The sequence below is a fragment of the Stutzerimonas chloritidismutans genome (assembly GCF_038562055.1).
Classification (GTDB): Bacteria; Pseudomonadota; Gammaproteobacteria; order Pseudomonadales; family Pseudomonadaceae; genus Stutzerimonas; species Stutzerimonas chloritidismutans_A.
The window spans coordinates 296424-315414 of the sequence record NZ_JBCFXD010000001.1 but is presented as its reverse complement, the minus strand read 5'-3'; the positions used below and the strand labels follow the sequence as shown (position 1 = coordinate 315414).

Genomic DNA, 18991 nt, shown 5'->3' with positions numbered 1-18991 from the left:
CAGTCTAGTCGGTCGATTTTCGTCCAGCAATGGCAATATCAAAAAGTTTTGATATTGGACAGGCGGCGCCTTAGCCGATCAGGCTGTTGACGCCCATGCCGCAGGAGACCAGGCCCAGGGCCAATAGAAAAAAGTTGGGCAGCAGATCGAGCAGCCCTTGCAGGCGGTCATTGCTCGACAGTTGGCGTGACACCAGGCTGTAGGTAATCAAAATCGAAACATCGACCAGCGCCCAGATGGCGATCAGCGCCAGCGCCTGCGGCGCGAAGGGTTGCGCCGGCAGAATGAAGCCTGGCAGAAACGCGAGAAAGAACAGGATGTCCTTGGGGTTGGACAGCCCGACCGCCATGGCCCGCCAGAAGTAGTGTGACTGCGGGCGGGGCACCTCCCTGGCTTCTTCGCCACCGCCGCCACACAGGCCGTCGGCGCCAAGCCAGATCAGATAGAGCCCGCCGAGCACCTGGCCCCATTCGAGAATCACCGGTTTCAGGTCAAGGGCCAGATAGATCAGCATCAGTGCGGCGATCAACAGCAGTTGCGCGGAAATCACGCCGCCGAGAATGGTCCAGGCCGGCCAGCTGCGCCGCGCATCGGCGACAACCAGTGCGACGACTGGGCCGGGGGAGGCGATCAGCAGGGCGACCGCGGCAGCAAAGGCTAGATAGGTGGCATTCATAGCTCGGTTACCAGTTCGAAGATGCGCGATTGCTTGCCCAGCTTTTCGGTATAGAAGCGCAGGTTGCAGCTGGCGAAGGTGCGCTGCATCCAGCGATCGCTGCCATCGAAACGGGCGGTGAAGGGGCTGCGTGCGTGTGCCGTGCGACGGTTGTCGATAATCAGCAGATCGCCGCGAGTGAGGCGCACTGGCTCGACCACTTCCCATGCAACGGCGCGAAGTCGGTCCAGCGCGCGCTGAGCCCGATCGCTGTAGGCGACCATGAATTGCGGATCGAAGCGCAGAAAGGGGGCGTCAGGGTCGCCGTACAGCACAGTCTGATGCTTGTTGATATCGATGCGCTGGTTCTTTTCGCTGTGGCCGTAGTCGGACAGAAAGTTGTAGGGCTCGTTGAGAAAGAACACCTGGTCTTCGTAGGACAGTCGCTCCAAGATGCGTTCGGCCGACGCGATGTAGGTGACGGCCTCGGCAGCCGGATCCTGACGCAGGCAGAGCAGCAGCAGGTAGTCCGGCTGGATGGCGTGGAAGGCATTTTCGGTGTGCAGGTCGAGTTCGGTGTCGAAGCTGTCAGAGGTCGCGGCACGTGACTGCGTCTGCTGCGGGAAGAAATTGTTGACGATGCAACCGCCCGATTCCTGCACGTAGCCGATCGGCTCTCCCAGCAGCGCGGTGGCTTGCAAGAGCAGGCGCTCGCTGCGGTCGTCGGTCTTGTTCAGGTCGGTGCGTGAGGCGGGCGTCGGCGGGATCTCGCCGATTTCCGTGTCTTCCAACAGGACAAAACCCTTGGCGTTGCCGAACAGCTTGAAATCAAGGATGTCCGCTATCTGCGCCTGACTGAGCCCCCCGTGACGAATACTGGCAGACAAAAGTTGATCGAACTCGCGAGTGGGCATGTCATCCTTCCCTAGCGTTATACAAGGCAGAGGCCTCTTATTGAGTCGGTGCCAGCGCACGGCTGGCCCGATTGCCGGCGAGTATTGGTGGGCTCTGGAGGGTTGCAAAATGGAAAAAACGGCCATCTCCGATGAGTTTTACTCATGCCGGAGGCTGGGGGCATGACGTTGCGCATGCCGCCGCTGTACGCGCTGCGTGCCTTTGAGGTCGCGGCACGCTTCGGGTCATTTACGCAGGCCGCTGAAAGCCTGTGCATTACCCAAAGTGCGGTCAGTCGCCACGTGAAGACGTTGGAAGAAAGCCTCGGTTGCTCGCTGTTCGAGCGACGCGGTTCGCGGTTGGCGCTGACCGACACCGGACGTTTACTGGCGCAGGAACTCAAGGTCGGCTTCCGAACCATCGAGAACGCCTGCATCGCCATCAATCGGCAGCAGGACGCGCTCCGGCTGAAGGCGCCCTCGACCCTGACCATGCGCTGGTTGCTCGGTGCGTTGGAAAATTTCCAGCTCACCCATCCGCAGGACCGCGTGCAACTGACCAGTGCCTGGATGGACCTCGATTCGGTGGACTTCCACAACGAACCCTTCGATTGCGCCATCCTGCTGGGACACGGCGGGTTTCCGGCAGACTGGAACCGGATCAAGTTGTTCGATGAATGGCTGGTGCCGGTGTGTTCGCCGGATTATCAGGGGGGATCACTCTGGTCGGCTGCACGCCTCGCTGATGCAGAGCTGATTCACCCGTCACGTGACTGCCGAGATTGGCGCCGCTGGCTGCAGCGGGTCGGTCTGGTGGAGGCTGTCGCCTGGCAGCAGGGCAAGCTGTTCGACACGCTGGAGCTGGGAATTTCCGCTGCGGCGCAAGGACATGGGATTTCCATCGGTGATCTGGCGCTGGTGGATGCGGAGCTGCAGAAGGGGGCGCTGATGCTGCCTTTCAGTCAGGCCGTCCGCTCCGGTGACAGCTATTACCTGGTCTGGCCTGCCACCGGTGAAACGCCGGTGACGCTCACGCGCATGAAGGATTATCTCCTGCAGCATCTTCCGGATATCGACAGCCGCGGCGTCACCCTGCTCGACTGAGCGTGCGCGCCAGCGAAACGGCCCTTTATTCAGTCATTGCCCCGCCACCCCCGGTAGGGGAAAATGGTCGCCTTTTTCCGCCCCCTTCGTTTCAGAAGCTACCCCGCAGGAGATTCAGCGATGCCCAGCCGTCGTGAGCGAGCCAATGCCATCCGCGCCCTCAGCATGGATGCCGTGCAGAAAGCCAACAGCGGCCACCCGGGTGCCCCCATGGGCATGGCGGACATCGCCGAGGTTCTCTGGCGCGATCATCTGAAGCACAGCCCGACCAACCCTCTATGGGCCGACCGCGACCGCTTCGTGCTGTCCAACGGCCACGGCTCGATGCTGATCTACTCGTTGCTGCACCTGACCGGTTACGACCTGTCCATCGAAGACCTGAAGAACTTCCGGCAATTGCACAGCAAAACCCCGGGCCATCCCGAGTTCGGCTACACCGCTGGCGTCGAGACCACCACCGGTCCGCTGGGTCAGGGCCTGGCCAACGCCGTGGGCTTTGCCCTGGCTGAGAAGGTTATGGCCGCACAGTTCAATCGTCCCGGCCACGACATCGTCGACCACCATACCTATGTGTTCATGGGCGACGGCTGCCTGATGGAAGGGATTTCCCACGAAGTCTGCTCCCTGGCTGGCACCCTGGCGCTGAACAAGCTGATCGCCTTCTACGACGACAACGGCATCTCCATTGATGGCGAAGTCCATGGCTGGTTCACCGATGACACGCCGCGCCGCTTCGAGTCCTACGGCTGGCAGGTCATTCGTAACGTCAATGGCCATGACGCCGACGAAATTCAGATCGCCCTCGAAACCGCGCGTAAGAGCGACCGCCCGACGTTGATCTGCTGCAAAACCATCATCGGGTTCGGCTCGCCGAACAAGCAGGGCAAAGAAGAATCCCATGGCGCCGCGCTTGGCGACGCCGAGATCGCCCTGACCCGCGAGGCGTTGGGCTGGAAGCACGGCCCGTTCGAAATCCCCGCTGACATCTACGCCGAGTGGGATGCAAAGCAGAAGGGCGCGGACGCCGAGAACGAATGGAACAAGCGCTTCGCTGCCTACGAAACCGAATTCCCGGCCCTGGCCGCCGAGTTCAAGCGCCGCATGGCCGGCGAGCTGCCGGAAGACTTCGCTGAGAAAGCTTCGGCGTTCATTCGCGAAGTCGCCACCAAGGGCGAAACCATTGCCAGCCGCAAGGCCAGCCAGAACTGCCTGAACGCTTTTGGCCCGCTGCTGCCGGAACTGCTTGGTGGCTCTGCGGATCTGGCCGGCTCCAACCTGACGCTGTGGAAGGGCTGCAAGCCGGTGGTCGCCGAGGATGCCTCGGGCAACTACATGTACTACGGCGTGCGCGAGTTCGGCATGAGCGCCATCATGAACGGCGTCGCCCTTCATGGCGGCCTGATTCCCTACGGCGCCACCTTCCTGATGTTCATGGAGTACGCGCGCAACGCGGTGCGCATGTCGGCGCTGATGAAGCAGCGTGTCCTCTACGTCTTCACGCATGACTCCATCGGCCTTGGCGAAGACGGCCCGACTCACCAGCCGATCGAGCAGCTCACCAGCCTGCGCACCACGCCGAATCTGGATACCTGGCGTCCGGCCGACACAGTCGAGTCCGCTGTCGCCTGGAAGCATGCGGTCGAACGCAAGGACGGCCCGAGCGCGCTGATCTTCTCGCGCCAGAACCTGCCGTATCACATCCGCGACAACGAAACCGAAGCGTCCATTGCCAAGGGTGGTTACATCCTCAAGAACTGCGTCGGCGAGCCGGAGCTGATCCTCATTTCCACCGGTTCGGAAGTTGGGCTAGCCGTTCAGGCCTACGACAAGCTGACTGAGCAGGGCCGCAAGGTCCGCGTGGTGTCGATGCCCTGCACCAGTGTCTTCGATGCCCAGGACGCCGCATGGAAGCAGCACGTATTGCCGGTGGAAGTCGGCGCGCGTATAGCCATCGAAGCGGCCCATGCGGACTACTGGTACAAGTACGTCGGGCTCGACGGTCGCATCATCGGCATGACTACTTACGGCGAATCGGCCCCGGCTGGCCAGTTGTTCGAGGAGTTCGGCTTCACCGTCGAGAACATCCTGGCGGTTGCCGAAGAGCTGCTGGAAGACTGATAGGTATGCTGAAAGCTGGAGGCGTGCTTAAGGCCTCCAGCTCCGGCTTTGCGAGATCACAGCAGCTGAGAAGCGGCGGCAAAGGGTTGTCAGTGGCGGCGGTACGAACCACTTCCGGCCTTGGCTTCCCGCTTCCAGCTTGCACAAGACGAGCCGCGAATGCCCCGAACCCTCCCTTACCGCATCGCCCTCAACGGTTACGGCCGCATCGGCCGCTGCGTGCTGCGTGCTTTTTACGAGCGTAATGCCGCCTTCGATTTCGAAATCGTCGCCCTCAACGACCTCGCCGACATGGCCAGTCTCGAGTACCTCACCCGTTTCGACTCTACCCATGGCCGTTTTCCCGGCGAGGTCGGCGTAGAAGGCGATTGCCTGCACCTGAACGGTCACTGCGTGAAAGTGTTGCGTGAGTCGACGCCCGAAGCGATCGATTGGCGCGCTTTAGGGGTGGATCTGGTGCTGGAATGTTCCGGCGCCTACAACACCCGCGCCGGCGGGGAGAGTTTTCTCGCTGCGGGGGTGCCGCGGGTGTTGTTCTCGCAGCCCATGAGCGGCGCCGCGGATGTCGATGCGACAGTGGTCATGGGTATCAACCACCAGCAGCTGACAGGCACTGAGCGACTGGTATCCAACGCATCCTGCACGACCAATTGCGGCGTGCCGCTGCTCAAGCTGCTCAACGACGCGATTGGTCTGGATTACGTTTCGATCACCACGATTCACTCGGCGATGAATGATCAGCCAGTGATCGACGCCTATCACCACGATGACCTGCGGCGCACGCGCTCGGCCTTCCAGTCGGTGATTCCGGTCTCCACCGGCCTGGCAAAAGGCATTGAACGCCTGCTGCCGGAACTCTCGGGGCGGATTCAGGCCAAAGCCGTGCGGGTGCCAACGGTGAACGTGTCCTGTCTGGATATCACGCTGCAGATGACGCGTGATACCGATGCGTCGACGATCAACCAGATCCTGCGGGAGGCCGCTGAATCCGGGCCGTTGAAAGGCCTGCTCGCGTATACCGAGTTGCCCCATGCCAGTTGCGATTTCAATCACGACCCGCATTCGGCGATCGTAGATGGCAGCCTGACGCGCGCCTCTGGGCCACGGCTGGTAAACCTGTTGGCGTGGTTCGACAACGAATGGGGGTTTGCCAATCGCATGCTCGACGTGGCCGATCATTATCTGCGCGCCGCCCACCGCACTTAGCCGCCGCGCCGGGCGCCTGCGGCTTGAATACATCGCCGTTCTTGAACTTAAGGAAGATCACATGACCGTTTTGAAGATGACCGACCTCGACCTCCAGGGTAAGCGCGTGCTGATCCGCGAGGACCTCAATGTGCCGGTCAAGGATGGCGCAGTGAAAAGCGACGCGCGCATCCTGGCCTCGTTGCCGACTATCAAGCTGGCGCTGGAGAAGGGCGCGGCGGTGCTGGTCTGCTCGCACCTCGGCCGTCCGGAAGAGGGTGTGTACAGCGAAGAAGACAGCCTCAAGCCGGTAGCCGATTACCTGAGCAAGGCGCTCGGTCGCGAAGTGGCGCTGGTCAAGGACTACCTCGACGGCGTCGAGGTGCAGGCCGGCGAGCTGGTGCTGCTGGAGAACGTGCGCTTCAACAAGGGCGAGAAGAAGAACACCGACGAGCTGGCGCAGAAGTACGCCGCGCTGTGCGATGTGTTCGTCATGGACGCCTTCGGCACTGCCCACCGTGCCCAGGGGTCGACCCACGGCGTCGCCAAGTTTGCCAAGGTTGCCTGCGCCGGTCCGCTGCTCGCGGCTGAGCTGGATGCACTGGGCAAGGCATTGAAGAGCCCGGCGCAGCCGATGGCGGCCATCGTCGCTGGCTCCAAGGTCTCGACCAAGCTGGACGTGCTCAACAGTCTCAGCCAGGTCTGCAACCAGCTGATCGTTGGCGGCGGCATCGCCAATACCTTCCTTGCGGCGGCCGGCTACCCGGTGGGCAAGTCGCTGTATGAGGCGGACCTGGTCGACACCGCGAAAGCCATAGCCGCGAAGGTCAGCGTACCGCTGCCGGTCGACGTGGTGGTGGCCAAGGCCTTCGCCGAAGACGCCGAAGCCACCGTCAAGGCAGTCGCCGACGTAGCCGAAGACGACATGATTCTGGACATCGGTCCGCAGACTGCTGCTAATTTTGCCGAGCTGCTGAAATCCTCTAAAACCATCCTCTGGAATGGCCCCGTCGGCGTGTTCGAGTTTGATCAGTTTGGTAACGGCACCAAGGTTCTGGCCCAGGCGATTGCCCAAAGCCCGGCGTTTTCCATCGCCGGTGGCGGTGACACCCTGGCTGCTATCGACAAGTACGGTGTCGCGGAGCAGATCTCCTATATCTCCACTGGCGGTGGCGCCTTCCTCGAGTTCGTCGAAGGCAAGGTTCTGCCCGCTGTTGAAGTGCTGGAGCAACGAGCGAACTGAAGCCGCTGATGGCCTTTTGTCGTTACAAACGTAACGGCGAAAGGCAACCCCTGCGACGGGTTGCTGTCTCTGTTCTGTCCAGATGAGGAATGGAGACTCACCATGCGTTTCGCCGCAATAGCTGTTTGCTGTATTGGCCTGGCCGGTTGTGCCGGAGGTTCGCCGGACTCGCTCTGCGAAGTAATCGACCCGCCACCGGCACAGAGCCCGACTGCGCAGAACGATCAACGCCTCGAGATGCAAAGCACGGGCGACCCGACTGCAGGAACCGCCGCGGATATGCAGGATTGTCCCTGAGCCAGCAAGGAGGACCAATGAAAGGTCTGCTCATTCCGATTGCTGCATTACTGCTCGGAGGGTGTGGGCACTGGCAATCCGGTCCAGATGCGCCCTTTGTAGCTTGGAAGTGTCAGAGCGAGCAAAACATCGCCTGGCGCTATGCTGATGACAGTCACCAGATGGTGGAGCTGAAAATTGGCGACAGCCAGCAGGTTCATAGGTTGCGCAAGGAACCGGTGACCCGTGGTGCTTTCTATAGCGATGGTGTTGTGGCCTTTCATGACAAGGGGACTGGTGCGCTGGTCTATCGTCTGGCTGATGACAAGCTGCTCGCCCATGGGTGCAGTGCGTCGCTGATCAATATCTGATCGGAAAAAGCGGGCGAACTTCCTGTTTTAAGGCGTTTTTACCGGGTCTGATGGCTTTTGAGCCGTCCACCACTACAATGCCGCGCCATGCCGCGCGGTGCTTGAACACCGTCAGCCCTTGCGGCAGGCTTTACATGATTAATCGACCCTAACCGGGAGAAAGGAAAACATGGCACTCATCAGCATGCGCCAGATGCTCGACCACGCCGCCGAATTCGGCTACGGCGTGCCGGCCTTCAACGTAAACAACCTCGAGCAGATGCGAGCCATCATGGAAGCGGCCGATAAGACCGACTCCCCGGTGATCGTCCAGGCTTCGGCCGGTGCTCGCAAATACGCCGGCGCGCCGTTTCTGCGCCACCTGATTCTCGCCGCGGTGGAAGAATTCCCGCATATCCCGGTGGTCATGCACCAGGATCACGGCACCAGCCCTGACATCTGCCAGCGCTCAATCCAGCTGGGCTTCAGCTCGGTCATGATGGATGGCTCGCTGCGCGAAGACGGCAAGACGCCGTCCGACTACGAATACAACGTCCGCGTCACTCAGCAGACCGTTGCTTTCGCCCACGCCTGTGGTGTGTCGGTGGAAGGCGAGCTGGGTTGCCTGGGCTCTCTGGAAACCGGTATGGCCGGTGAAGAAGACGGCGTCGGCGCCGAAGGCACGCTGGATCACAGCCAGCTGCTGACCGATCCGGAAGAGGCTGCTGACTTCGTCGCCAAGACTAAGGTCGACGCTCTGGCCATCGCCATCGGCACCAGCCACGGCGCGTACAAGTTCACCAAGCCGCCAACCGGCGACACCCTGTCGATCCAGCGCATCAAGGAAATTCACCAGCGCATCCCGGATACCCATTTGGTGATGCACGGTTCGTCCTCTGTTCCGCAGGACTGGTTGAAAATCATCAATGAGTACGGTGGCGACATCAAGGAAACCTACGGCGTGCCGGTCGAGGAGATCGTCGAAGGCATCAAGTACGGCGTGCGCAAGGTCAACATCGACACCGACCTGCGCCTGGCTTCGACCGGCGCGATCCGCGAATTCATGGCAAAGAACCCCAGCGAATTCGATCCGCGTAAGTATCTCGCCAAGACCGTGACCGCCATGCGTGACATCTGCATCGCGCGTTACGAAGCGTTCGGCACCGCCGGCAACGGTTCGAAGATCAAGCCCATCTCCCTGGAAGGCATGTTTGAGCGCTATGCACGCGGCGAGCTGGATCCCAAGGTCAACTGAGTCGCTGCGTTGAATAACGAGCCCGCCTAGTGCGGGCTCGTTGCGTTTGGGGGTGTAGTACCTTGGGTCAGGCCAGCAGCTGCTGAATCTGGCTGCGCAAAGAGTCCAGTGAGAACGGCTTGGCCAGAATCGGCGCGGAGCGCGCAATCTCGCTGCCTGATTCATGGATCTCGATCGGGTAGCCGCTGATGAAGATGACCTTCAGATCGGGGCGCAGCTTCAATGCAGGCTCCGCGATCATTACGCCAGACACGCCGCCAGGAAGACGAAAATCAGTCACCAGCAGATCGAGTTGCGGCTTTGTTGCCAGAATCTCGAAGGCTCGCGGCGCATCTGCGGCCTCCAGTACCTTATAGCCTTCGCCAGCGAGGTAATCAGACAGCAGGGAAAGGATGTGAGGTTCGTCTTCGACGAGTAGAACGACTTTCTTGTGTGCTTGGCTCATCGGAGCGATTCTCGATGTATTTCTTAAACATAGTGCGGTAGGGGTATTAATCCACGCGGATCAGCGTTGGAGCGAACGCCGCTCCGCAAGTTCAGCGATGTGCAGCTGCTCGTCAATCGTTTGCTGCGATTTGGCGAACTTTCCGCGATGCCACATGCATTGGCAACCGGCAGTCGAGTAGTTAGGCTCCCCTTTTCATCGCTGGAGTTCCCTTATGCCTGACGAAAACCATCGCGCTATTTCGGAACTGACGCTGGACGACTATCGCACCAACGCCGAGGCCTTTCGCGATGGGACTCGAGACCACGACGTCAGCCAGAACATCGATGCGTTACTCCGGCACATTGAGGGCAAGGCGCCGCTGCGTATTCTCGATCTCGGCTGTGGGCCAGGGCGGGATCTCAAAGCCTTCATAGCGCGCGGGCATATTGCGGTCGGCCTCGACGGCGCAGAGCCCTTCGTGACAATGGCACGTGCCGAAACGGGGTGTGAAGTGCTGCATCAAAACTTGCTCGAGCTGGACCTTCCGGCCGAGTCGTTCGATGGCATTTTTGCCAATGCTGTGCTGTTTCATCTGCCCAGTCGCGAAATCGCCGACGTTTTGTCGAGGCTCCACGCGGCGCTTCGGCCCGCCGGGGTGTTGTTCTGTTCCAATCCACGCGGCGACAACCAGGAAGGCTGGAGTGGCGCCCGCTACGGCACCTGGTACGACTGGCCTACGTGGCAGCGCTTGCTGCATTCCGGCGGATTCATGGAATTGGAGCACTACTATCGCCCGCCAGGGCTGCCGCGCGAGCAACAACCCTGGCTTGCAAGCGTCTGGCGCAAGGCCTGAGCGCTCGACAGCGAACTTCGATATTTGTTCTTCCGCACAGCAGAATGCATGCCGTAAGCGTAACCGTCATGCGTTTTGCATGCGTACAAAGCGCCATTATGTGACGCAAGTCTCTGAAATTATGGGATTTTTTATGTTTGCCCGGTTGGCATGATCGATGCTCTAGCTACGTACGCTGGAACATAACCGGAGTACACAATAATGATTGCCGCTGAAAAAGTTCTCTCTGCCGCGTTTCCCGAATTCGAAGTCGTCACCGCGCCCCGTCCTGATGGCGGGCTCCTGCTAACGCTTCGTAACGATGATCGGGACGTCATCAAACGGGCCCTGTCCAAAGGACAGACCCAGACGAACATCCAGCTTGAATGGGTCATCAGCTCGGTCCGCCGTGATCTGGCGCTGGAAGCGGGAATGTCGCCCGCCATCGCCCGGCTGCAAAGCCAGAGCCGCACCGGACTGCCTACCTACGAGTACGCCTGAGTCAGACGGCTGGCCTGTATTGCCACAGGCCAGCCGTACTCGGACGTGCCTGTCTAGCGCTGACGATCAGACCGAAGAGCCTGAATGCAGCGCAAACCTGATTAGAGGAAATCCCAATGAACGCAATCGACCTGTTGATCGACGACCACGATAAGGTCAAAGACATCCTGACGCGCCTCACCGATACCACAGAGCGTGCCGTCAAGACCCGCACCGAACTGTTACAGAAGCTGGAAATGGAAGTGTCGATCCATACCCAGTTGGAAGAACAGATTCTCTATCCAGCCTTCAAGGAAGCGGGTGGGAAAGAGGAGAAGACCATGTATCACGAGGCCAAGGAAGAGCATCGTGCAGTCGATTCGCTGGTATTGCCAGACCTCAAGGCCACTGATCCCGCGACGCTCGAATTCTCCGGACGAGTAAAAGTCTGCAAGGAGCTGCTCGAGCACCACATCGAGGAAGAAGAGTCTGAAATGTTTCCCACCGCGCGTGAGTTGTTCAGCGATGACCAGCTGAACGAGATGGGACAACAAATGGAAGCGCTCAAGAGCCGTTTGAAGAAAGAATTCGCTGCGAAACAGGCCGCCTGATTGATCGCCGCCGGGGCGCAACGCCCCGGCCGAGCTGTGTTTACCAAAAGCAGTAGCCCCCTCTCTGTGCCCCGCTGATCTGCATCAACATTCCCGCTCAGCGCTACTGTCAGTCTTGATGGCGTAGTGCTACTTGGTGCTGGATTTGCCTGCACATAGCTGATCAAGCGAAAGGAGCCTCGCGTTGCGGCTCCAGAGTAGGTGGCGTATGGAAGACGAGCTGAAGGAACTGCTGGAGCGGATCGGTCTCGGGCCTGAGGTGATCAGTACGCGTACGCGCTTTCTGGAGTGGCAGTCCAGCGATGGCGAGAGGCTGAACAGAGCCGCTGCCGACCTGGATGATGCGCATGCCCGGTTCATCGAACGCCTCTATACCCACCTGTCTGCGTTCGAAACCCCGGCCGCCATGCTGGCCGATCCCCAGCGACTGGTGCGGCTCAAGCACAGTCAGCGAAGCTATTACGAACGGTTATGGAACGGCCCGTACGACCGCGGCTATGTGAAGGACCGCTTGTTGGTCGGGCTGGTGCATCAGCGCGTGGGCGTCGACCTGGAGTGGTATCTGGGCGCCTACCGGTTGTATCTAGGCGACATGCTGGCCGAGCTGCTGGGAGATGCGTCGGGTTACGCGGTGTTCGACAGCCTGCTCAAGGCGGTGTTCTTCGACATGATCCTCGCCATCGACACCTACACGGTGGCGCAGCGGCAGGCGCTGGAAGACAGTGAGGCACGCCTGGCCCGCGCCTTGAGGGGCACCGAGGACGGCATCTGGGACTGGCACATCGATGCCGATCAGCTCTATCTCTCCGAACGCTGGATGGCCATGCTGGGCCTTTCCGCCGAGCCCGGATACACCAGCGACAGCTGGTTCAAGCGGGTCCATCCGGATGACCTGGCTGGCTTGCGCGAAGCCATTTCCGCGCACTTGGGTGGCCGTACCGCAGCGCTGAACCACGAGTACCGCATTCAAACTCACTACGGCGAGTACCTTTGGGTGCAGGTACGCGGCGTGGTCGAGCATTGCGAACGCAGCGGGCGGCGCATGGCCGGCTCGCAGACCAACATCAGTGCGCGCAAGATCGCCGAAAGCTGCCTTCATCACGCGGCCCGTCACGATCCGCTGACCGGGTTGGCGAATCGTCTGCACATGGATGAGCTTCTCAGCGCCGCACAGCAGCGTAGTGGAGTGCGCGACTCTGCGCTGCTGTTCGTCGACGTTGATCGTTTCAAACTGATCAATGACAGCCTGGGTCACCGTGTCGGCGATCAGGTCCTGGTGGAGGTTGCCCGGCGTCTCTCCGGCTGCCTACGTCCTGGTGATCATCTCGCCCGTTTCGGTGGCGACGAATTCGTGGCCCTGCTCGGCGACCTTGCCTGCGCCAGCGACGCCGAGCGCGTGGCACAGCGCATGCTCAATGCACTGCGCGCGCCGTTGCAGCTGGCTGAGCAGACGCTGACGCTCACGGCCAGCATTGGTATCGCACCGCTGCAGCGTGATGGCAAACCGCTGGATGCCCTGCAAGCAGCCGATCTGGCGCTGTACCGTGCCAAGGACGCCGGCAAGAACCAGTTCGCCTTGTACTGCGAGGGGCTGCAAAGCACGGCGCAGCGTCAGCTGGAGCTGCAGAGCAATCTGGCGCAGGCGCTTGAGCGCAACGAATTCACCCTCTGTTACCAACCGATATGTCGCCTGGTTGATGGTCAGGCCCATCTGGCCGGGGTCGAGGCACTGCTGCGCTGGCAGCATGACGGGCGCTCGGTCGGCCCCCAGGAGTTCATCTCGATCCTCGAGGAGTCCCGCGAGATCGTGCGCGTCGGCGAGTGGGTGTTGCGCGAGGCCTGCGCGCAGGTCCGTCGCTGGCAGCAGACCGGTCAGGCGCAGCTCTACTGCTCGGTGAATCTGTCAATCAGGCAGCTGCAGCAGGCGGACTTCATCCACCGTCTGATCGCGATACTTGGCGAGACGCAGCTGCCCGCTTCGAGCCTGGTGCTGGAGATCACCGAGACCCTGTTGATGCAGCACAGTGATGCGGTGCTGGCGACCCTGCAGGAGATCGCCAACCTCGGTGTACGGCTGGCGCTGGATGATTTCGGCACTGGCTACTGCTCGCTCGGCTATCTGAAGCAGTTTCCTCTGCACATTCTTAAGGTCGACCGCAGTTTCATTGCCGGGGTGGCTGAAGATGCGGATTCCGCCGTGATCAGCCGGGCCATCATCCGGCTGGGCCAGAGTCTGGATCTGACGGTGGTCGCCGAGGGCGTAGAAGAGCCCAAACAGTTGGCATTTCTCGAGACTGAACACTGCCAGTACGCTCAGGGATATCTGTTCAGCCGACCCTTGTCAGCTGTCGACCTGCGCCGGAGCTTCCGTAATGACCACTGTGTCGACGGCCTATGGCAGCTGGCCGTGTCGGCCTAGCTCGCTTGCCTATCGAGTACTGAGGGCAGCCATTCGCAACCGTCGGGCGGCCTGGGCGCTCGAACGGGGCACTCCACGCTGTCTGCAGGGTCAATTTTCTTAAGAACTGACTCATGCCCGCCAGCTATTCGCGGGCTAGACGCTTTGGAGGTATTGATGCGATTGGCCTATCTGTTTGCGCCTGTGCTTGGCCTGGTTTTGGTGGGTTGCGGGCAGGATGATGCTGAGCGGGAGGTGGCGACGCCTGAGGCTGCGATCGCAAAGCCTGAGCCGCCGTTCACCGGTGCGCCACCCTCCAACGATGGAGCGGGTGCTGGTCCTGATGCCGGTGCGCCGTTGGCGACCGGTGCAGAGGGCAACATGGATACAGCACCAGCGGACAACGGCAGCGGTCTGGGCACTGCGTCCGGGGCGAGAACCGCACCTAACACCACACGCGGCGCATCAGGCGCTGCTCAGTAAACTTCCGAATGATCTGAATGCATGTGCCGAAGCCGCCAGCATGAGGCTGGCGCACTGCACGGCAGGAGAACTGATATGAAATCCAGACTGATTGCCATCACTGCAGCACTTCCGCTCGCATTGACACTGGTCGGCTGCTCGCCAGACGACGAGCCGTCGGCGCTGCGCAATGTCGAACGGAACCAGCAGGAGTACCAGAACACGGCGACCGACCCGGCCGGCCCGCGGGAAATCTCGCCGCCTTCCAACATGACCAATCAGTAGTGGGTCAGACGTACTGCGCCGCGGCGTAACCCGAGGCCCAGGCCCACTGGAAGTTGAAGCCGCCGAGGTGGCCGGTGACGTCGAGTACCTCGCCGACGAAATACAGCCCCGGCGACTTCTGCGATTCCATCGTCTTGGATGAGACTTCCCTGGTATCGATGCCGCCGAGGGTCACCTCGGCGGTGCGGTAGCCCTCGGTGCCCGCCGGCACCAGCCGCCAGCAGGCCAGGCGCTCGGCGATCTCGGTCAGTTCGTTGGCTGAATACTGCTTCACGGGTTTAGAGGTGAACCAGTGTTCCGCCAAGAGCCCGGCCATCTTGCGCGTGAACAGTTCGCCGAGCAGGGTCTTCAGTTCGGTATTGGGGCGCTCGCGGCGTTGCTCTTCCAACCACTCGCTCAGGTTCAGATGCGGCAACAGATTGATTTCAATCGCGTCGCCCGGCTCCCAGTAGGAGGAGACCTGCAGAATCGCCGGACCGGACAGCCCGCGATGGGTGAACAGGATGTTTTCGCGGAAGCTCTGGCCGTTGCAGCTGACCAGGCAATCCTCGACTGAAGTCCCCGACAGCGCTTCGCACATCGACTTAAGTTGTGGCTCGGTGATGGTGAAGGGCACCAGCCCTGCGCGGGTCGGCAGCAGGGTGTGGCCGAACTGCCGCGCCACTTGATAACCGAATCCGCTCGCGCCGAGGGTCGGGATCGACAAACCGCCCGTGGCGATCACCAGCGACTGGCAGGTTACCGGTCCTGAATCAGTCTGCAGCTGATAGCCATCTTCTGCTTTGTCGATCTGTTGTACCGCCGTATCGAGCCGCAGGTCGACGCCGGCTTGCTCGCACTCGTCGAGCAGCATGCCAAGGATGTCGCTTGCCTTGTTATCGCAGAACAACTGGCCCAGTTTTTTCTCGTGGTAGGGCACACCATGACGGCTGACCATCTCGATGAAGTCCCACTGGGTATAGCGGGCGAGCGCGGATTTGCAGAAATGCGAGTTGCCGGAAAGGAAGTTGGCCGGCTCGGTATAGAGATTGGTGAAGTTGCAGCGACCTCCGCCTGACATGAGGATCTTCTTGCCGGCCTTGTTGGCGTGGTCGATGAGCAGGACCCGTCTGCCCCGGGTGGCTGCCGTGAAAGCGCACATCAGCCCTGCAGCCCCTGCGCCGATTACCACCACATCCGTTTGCACCACCAAGCACCCCCAAGCAGAAAACGCGAGATAGTACTCCTGCCGCCGCACCGCTGCAGCCAGGGTTGGTGACAGCCGACAAAACGACCACTGCGTTCGGCTCGCTTTGTGCTTTGCTAAGTGGATGATGGCGTGTCGCTAGTAATGTCGCGAGGGTGCTGTGACGGAGTTCAGGCGTTATCTGTGGTTGGTCTTGCTGCTGACAAGCACTTCGCTCTCGGCCGAGACGTTGCGCCTGGCCGGAAGTGTCTGGCCGCCTTATACGGACCGAGCCTTGCCGGAGCAGGGGCTATCGGTCGATCTTATCCGCACGGCACTGGGCCGCGCCGGCTACCGCGTCGAATACCGTGAGGTGCCCTGGGAGCGTGCGCTGCTCGGGCTGAAAGATGGGCGCTACGACATGATTAATGATTGGCCTGCCGCGGACCGTGTCAGCTACTCCCGCAGCTCAAGGCCATTCCTGACCAACCGCGTGCGCTGGGTTCAACGCCGCGACAGTCACATTCGTTATGACGGCATAGACAGTCTGATAGGTTTGCGGATCGTGTTGAGCCGCGGCTATTTCTACGGCAGCGGCTTGCAAACCGATGCGCGACTGATCAGGGGGTACGCGGCCGATTTCGTGCAAGCGGCGCGCATGCTGCTCGCCGGCCGAGCTGACCTGACGCTGGAAGATGAGCGAACCGCGTCTTTCCATTTCAATCGCGAACTGGCAGGCGCCAGAGATGAACTGTCGTTTCTGCCGGGTGAGTTCAACCTGCTGGAACTGTCGCTGGTCGTGCGCAACGATCACCCTCAGCAGGCAGCAATCCTCGCGGCGTTCAACCGGGAGATCGCCGCGATGGTGGAAGACGGCAGCTACGCGGCGATCTTCCATCGTCATGGCTTGCCCGCACCCTTGGCGTTGCCTTAGCGCCGCGCCTTCGGCTGCTTGATGAGGTGTGCGGCCATGCTGCGTAGCGGTGCCAGTTGCCGGCAGATCAATCCCAGTTGGGTCTGCAACAGACGATGGCTGTCGTCGATGTCTTCGGAAGTTTGCTCCAGCTGCTGCGCCAGCGCTTCCTCAGCTTCGCTGTAAACGGCAACTGGCTGGTCGTGTTGCAGCCCGTTGGCCAACTCGTCGAGGCTGCTCGCCAATTGCTGTGCTGCGCTTTCCAGCATTTCGTCACGCGCATCGTCGGGCAGGCTCTCGCGGTGCGCGCCCAAGCCTGACAGGTAATTGAGCAGCGTATGCGAGAGGATCAGGAAGCGAAAGCCGGTTTCTGCGTCCTTGCGGAAATGCCCAGGCTCCAGAAGCATGTTCGACAAGGTGGTCGACAGCGCTGCGTCCGCGTTGTGTGCGTTGCGCCGTGCCAGTCGATAGGCCAGATCGTCGCGTTTGCCGCTCTCATACTGCGCCATGATCTGCCGCAGATAATCGGCACTGCGTGCCAGGGTATTGGCCACGACCTGATTGAGGCGCCGGCCCTGCCAGTCCGGCAGGACGAGGAACACGGCGGCCGCGGCGATCAGGCTGCCCAGGATGGTGTCGACCAGCCGCGGCCAGAACAACCCGTAACCATCACCCACCTGGTTGAAGCAGAACAGCACCAGCAGCGTGATCGCCGCGGTCGCCAGGGTATAGCGGCTGCTTCGGGTAGCGAAGAACACGACGCCGGCGATCACGGCGAACAGTGCCTGTATCTGCTGGCTGGGAAACAGGTCGAACAGCGCCCAGCCGACGGCCAGGCCGAGCGCCGTGCCCGTTACGCGCTGGACCAGCTTGATCCGCGTGGCGCCGTAATTGGGCTGGCAGACGAACACCGTCGTCAGCAGCACCCAATAGCCCTGTTCGGGGTGGATTGTGTGAAGCACGGCATAGCCGCAAAGCAGCGCCAGGCTCATGCGCAAGGCGTGGCGGAACAGGAGCGAGGTGGGTGTCAGCTGCAAGCGGATACGGTTGAACGCATCCCGCAACGACTGCGGCTGCCGATCCAGCAGGCTGCTGTCCTGTTCCCCTTCCAGAGCGTCAGGGTTGTTCGCCGTGGACAGCTGACGCTGCATGGTCGACAGGTTCCCGGAAAGCGCGCGCAATGAGCGCAACAGCCCGCGCCACGCCGGGTTGCTCTGCAGCCGCAGGTGTTCGAGCGATGACTCCAGATCCGCCAGCGCCTGTGCATTGGCTTCGCTGTAGCGAAACGGCTGGCGCAGTTGGACGGCATTCGCCAGGTCCGTGCAGGCCACGCCCTGCAAGCGCAGCAGCCGGCCGCAGCGAAACAGCACGTCGCTGTGAAAGAACGCCTCTGCCAGCTCTTGGTAAGGGTAGTGCGAGGAGCTGACGCGTTCGTGCAGGTCCTGTGCAAGGAAGTAGAGCTTGAGATAGTGGCTGATTTTTACCCCAGGCCGACCATTGCCCAGGCGATGCAAAAGGGTTTCCTTGGTGGCGTTCAGCGCGCTGACCACTCGGCCATTCTGCTGCGCCAGTTGCAGCCGACGTTCTTCCACATCCAGCTGGCGCACCGGCTCGAACAGGGCGGCCTTGAGTTTGTAGTACTGCCCCAGCTCCCGGTACAGGCGGGCCAGACTTTGCTGTACGGGCTGGTGCGAAAAGAGCGCATTCCAAACGACGGAAAGCAGGCCGTACCAGGTCGCGCCCGCCAATAACAGCAGCGGGTCGCGCCAGGGATGCAGCGCCTCGCCGCCACGCTGGTCGGCTGCGATCATGCTGTAGATCGAGAGAATCAGCGTCGCCTGGGCGATGGTTGCGTAGCGTTCGCCCAGCGCGCCGAGCATCACCAGGCTGAACGCTGCAGCCGCCATGCCGAGCGCAAAGAGCAGCGGGAAGGGGAACAGCAATTGCACCGAAACCGCGGCAATGCTGAAGCACATCAGCGTGACCAGCAGCGCCGAAAGCCGCCCTAGCCAGCTGTCGTCGGTTTCCGCCAGGGCGCTGGCGATGACGCCGAGAAACAAGGGAATCGCCATCGCTGGCTGGGAGAGATACCAGCTCAATCCCATGCTGCCGGCCAGTGCGATCAGTACGCGAAGGCTGTAGCCGAACTTGTCCAGTGCCCATAGCTGGCGCAGGGAATGGCTGAGCGAGGGTGAGCGCATAGAACGAGTCGGACCTGACTGGGAGAAGAGGAAGGTTGGACGCCAGCCGTTTACTGACGTCACGGCAAGCGAAGCAAAGCTTATACCGTCCATCCGTCTCGCATCATCGGAACGAAACCGCACGGTCATCGTTTAGCC

General features: G+C 61.2%; 19 protein-coding genes. 14 read left to right on the top strand and 5 right to left on the bottom strand.

Annotation, left to right across the window (positions count from 1 at the left end; translation table 11 throughout):
* Positions 1 to 70: 70 nt before the first annotated feature.
* Positions 71 to 676, bottom strand: a complete 606-nt coding sequence (locus AAGW23_RS01410) for a LysE family translocator (RefSeq protein ID WP_102836704.1) — start codon at positions 674 to 676, stop codon at positions 71 to 73.
* On the bottom strand, positions 673 to 1569 hold the full coding sequence (locus AAGW23_RS01405) for a TauD/TfdA family dioxygenase (protein WP_045423774.1): 897 nt from the start codon (positions 1567 to 1569) through the stop codon (positions 673 to 675). The genes AAGW23_RS01410 and AAGW23_RS01405 overlap by 4 nt, the downstream gene beginning before the upstream one ends.
* 162 nt (positions 1570 to 1731) lie before the next feature.
* Between AAGW23_RS01405 and AAGW23_RS01400 the strand changes: the two genes are divergently transcribed.
* From AAGW23_RS01400 to fba, 7 genes are all read left to right on the top strand, one after another.
* Positions 1732 to 2652: a LysR substrate-binding domain-containing protein gene (locus AAGW23_RS01400; protein ID WP_342404559.1), complete on the top strand. Its 921-nt coding sequence runs from the start codon at positions 1732 to 1734 to the stop codon at positions 2650 to 2652.
* Between the two features lie 120 nt (positions 2653 to 2772).
* Positions 2773 to 4770, top strand: a complete 1998-nt coding sequence (gene tkt, locus AAGW23_RS01395) for a transketolase (RefSeq protein WP_342404558.1) — start codon at positions 2773 to 2775, stop codon at positions 4768 to 4770.
* Positions 4771 to 4929: 159 nt separating this feature from the next.
* Positions 4930 to 5976 (top strand): erythrose-4-phosphate dehydrogenase, encoded by a 1047-nt coding sequence (epd, locus tag AAGW23_RS01390; RefSeq protein WP_342404557.1) that lies wholly within the window; start codon positions 4930 to 4932, stop codon positions 5974 to 5976.
* 61 nt (positions 5977 to 6037) lie between these two features.
* On the top strand, positions 6038 to 7198 hold the full coding sequence (locus AAGW23_RS01385) for a phosphoglycerate kinase (RefSeq protein ID WP_148925432.1): 1161 nt from the start codon (positions 6038 to 6040) through the stop codon (positions 7196 to 7198).
* A gap of 102 nt (positions 7199 to 7300) precedes the next feature.
* Positions 7301 to 7495: a hypothetical protein gene (locus tag AAGW23_RS01380; RefSeq protein ID WP_342404556.1), complete on the top strand. Its 195-nt coding sequence runs from the start codon at positions 7301 to 7303 to the stop codon at positions 7493 to 7495.
* Between the two features lie 17 nt (positions 7496 to 7512).
* Positions 7513 to 7845 carry an MliC family protein gene (locus tag AAGW23_RS01375; protein ID WP_342404555.1) on the top strand — a complete coding sequence of 111 codons (333 nt, stop codon included), beginning with the start codon at positions 7513 to 7515 and terminating at the stop codon, positions 7843 to 7845.
* A gap of 169 nt (positions 7846 to 8014) precedes the next feature.
* The gene (gene fba, locus AAGW23_RS01370; RefSeq protein ID WP_342404554.1) at positions 8015 to 9079 is read left to right on the top strand and encodes a class II fructose-bisphosphate aldolase; all 1065 of its coding nucleotides are present in this window, start codon (positions 8015 to 8017) and stop codon (positions 9077 to 9079) included.
* Positions 9080 to 9146: 67 nt separating this feature from the next.
* Here fba and AAGW23_RS01365 read toward each other — a convergent pair whose 3' ends face one another.
* Positions 9147 to 9524 carry a response regulator gene (locus tag AAGW23_RS01365; RefSeq protein WP_342404553.1) on the bottom strand — a complete coding sequence of 126 codons (378 nt, stop codon included), beginning with the start codon at positions 9522 to 9524 and terminating at the stop codon, positions 9147 to 9149.
* Positions 9525 to 9738: 214 nt separating this feature from the next.
* On the opposite strand from AAGW23_RS01365, the gene AAGW23_RS01360 reads away from it, so the two are divergent.
* The 6 genes from AAGW23_RS01360 to AAGW23_RS01335 all read left to right on the top strand — a co-directional run bounded on the left by AAGW23_RS01360 (position 9739) and on the right by AAGW23_RS01335 (position 14574).
* The gene (locus tag AAGW23_RS01360; RefSeq protein ID WP_342404552.1) at positions 9739 to 10359 is read left to right on the top strand and encodes a class I SAM-dependent methyltransferase; all 621 of its coding nucleotides are present in this window, start codon (positions 9739 to 9741) and stop codon (positions 10357 to 10359) included.
* Between the two features lie 201 nt (positions 10360 to 10560).
* Complete coding sequence (locus AAGW23_RS01355) at positions 10561 to 10839, top strand: DUF3509 domain-containing protein (protein WP_102836714.1); 279 nt, start codon at positions 10561 to 10563, stop codon at positions 10837 to 10839.
* Positions 10840 to 10955: 116 nt separating this feature from the next.
* Positions 10956 to 11429 carry a hemerythrin domain-containing protein gene (locus AAGW23_RS01350; protein WP_342404551.1) on the top strand — a complete coding sequence of 158 codons (474 nt, stop codon included), beginning with the start codon at positions 10956 to 10958 and terminating at the stop codon, positions 11427 to 11429.
* 208 nt (positions 11430 to 11637) lie between these two features.
* Positions 11638 to 13848 (top strand): putative bifunctional diguanylate cyclase/phosphodiesterase, encoded by a 2211-nt coding sequence (locus AAGW23_RS01345; RefSeq protein WP_342404549.1) that lies wholly within the window; start codon positions 11638 to 11640, stop codon positions 13846 to 13848.
* Positions 13849 to 14004: 156 nt separating this feature from the next.
* Entirely contained in the window at positions 14005 to 14310 is a 306-nt protein-coding gene (locus tag AAGW23_RS01340; RefSeq protein WP_342404548.1) for a hypothetical protein, read from the top strand.
* Between the two features lie 75 nt (positions 14311 to 14385).
* Positions 14386 to 14574: a hypothetical protein gene (locus AAGW23_RS01335; protein ID WP_046161648.1), complete on the top strand. Its 189-nt coding sequence runs from the start codon at positions 14386 to 14388 to the stop codon at positions 14572 to 14574.
* 4 nt (positions 14575 to 14578) lie between these two features.
* Here the strand turns inward: AAGW23_RS01335 and AAGW23_RS01330 are convergent, their stop codons facing one another.
* Positions 14579 to 15763: an NAD(P)/FAD-dependent oxidoreductase gene (locus tag AAGW23_RS01330; RefSeq protein WP_342404546.1), complete on the bottom strand. Its 1185-nt coding sequence runs from the start codon at positions 15761 to 15763 to the stop codon at positions 14579 to 14581.
* A 157-nt stretch (positions 15764 to 15920) separates the two neighbouring features.
* Between AAGW23_RS01330 and AAGW23_RS01325 the strand changes: the two genes are divergently transcribed.
* Complete coding sequence (locus AAGW23_RS01325; RefSeq protein ID WP_342404545.1) at positions 15921 to 16673, top strand: substrate-binding periplasmic protein; 753 nt, start codon at positions 15921 to 15923, stop codon at positions 16671 to 16673.
* On the opposite strand, the gene yccS is transcribed toward AAGW23_RS01325, so the two are convergent.
* Positions 16670 to 18853 carry a YccS family putative transporter gene (gene yccS / locus AAGW23_RS01320; protein WP_342404544.1) on the bottom strand — a complete coding sequence of 728 codons (2184 nt, stop codon included), beginning with the start codon at positions 18851 to 18853 and terminating at the stop codon, positions 16670 to 16672. The genes AAGW23_RS01325 and yccS overlap by 4 nt on opposite strands.
* Positions 18854 to 18991: the final 138 nt, after the last annotated feature.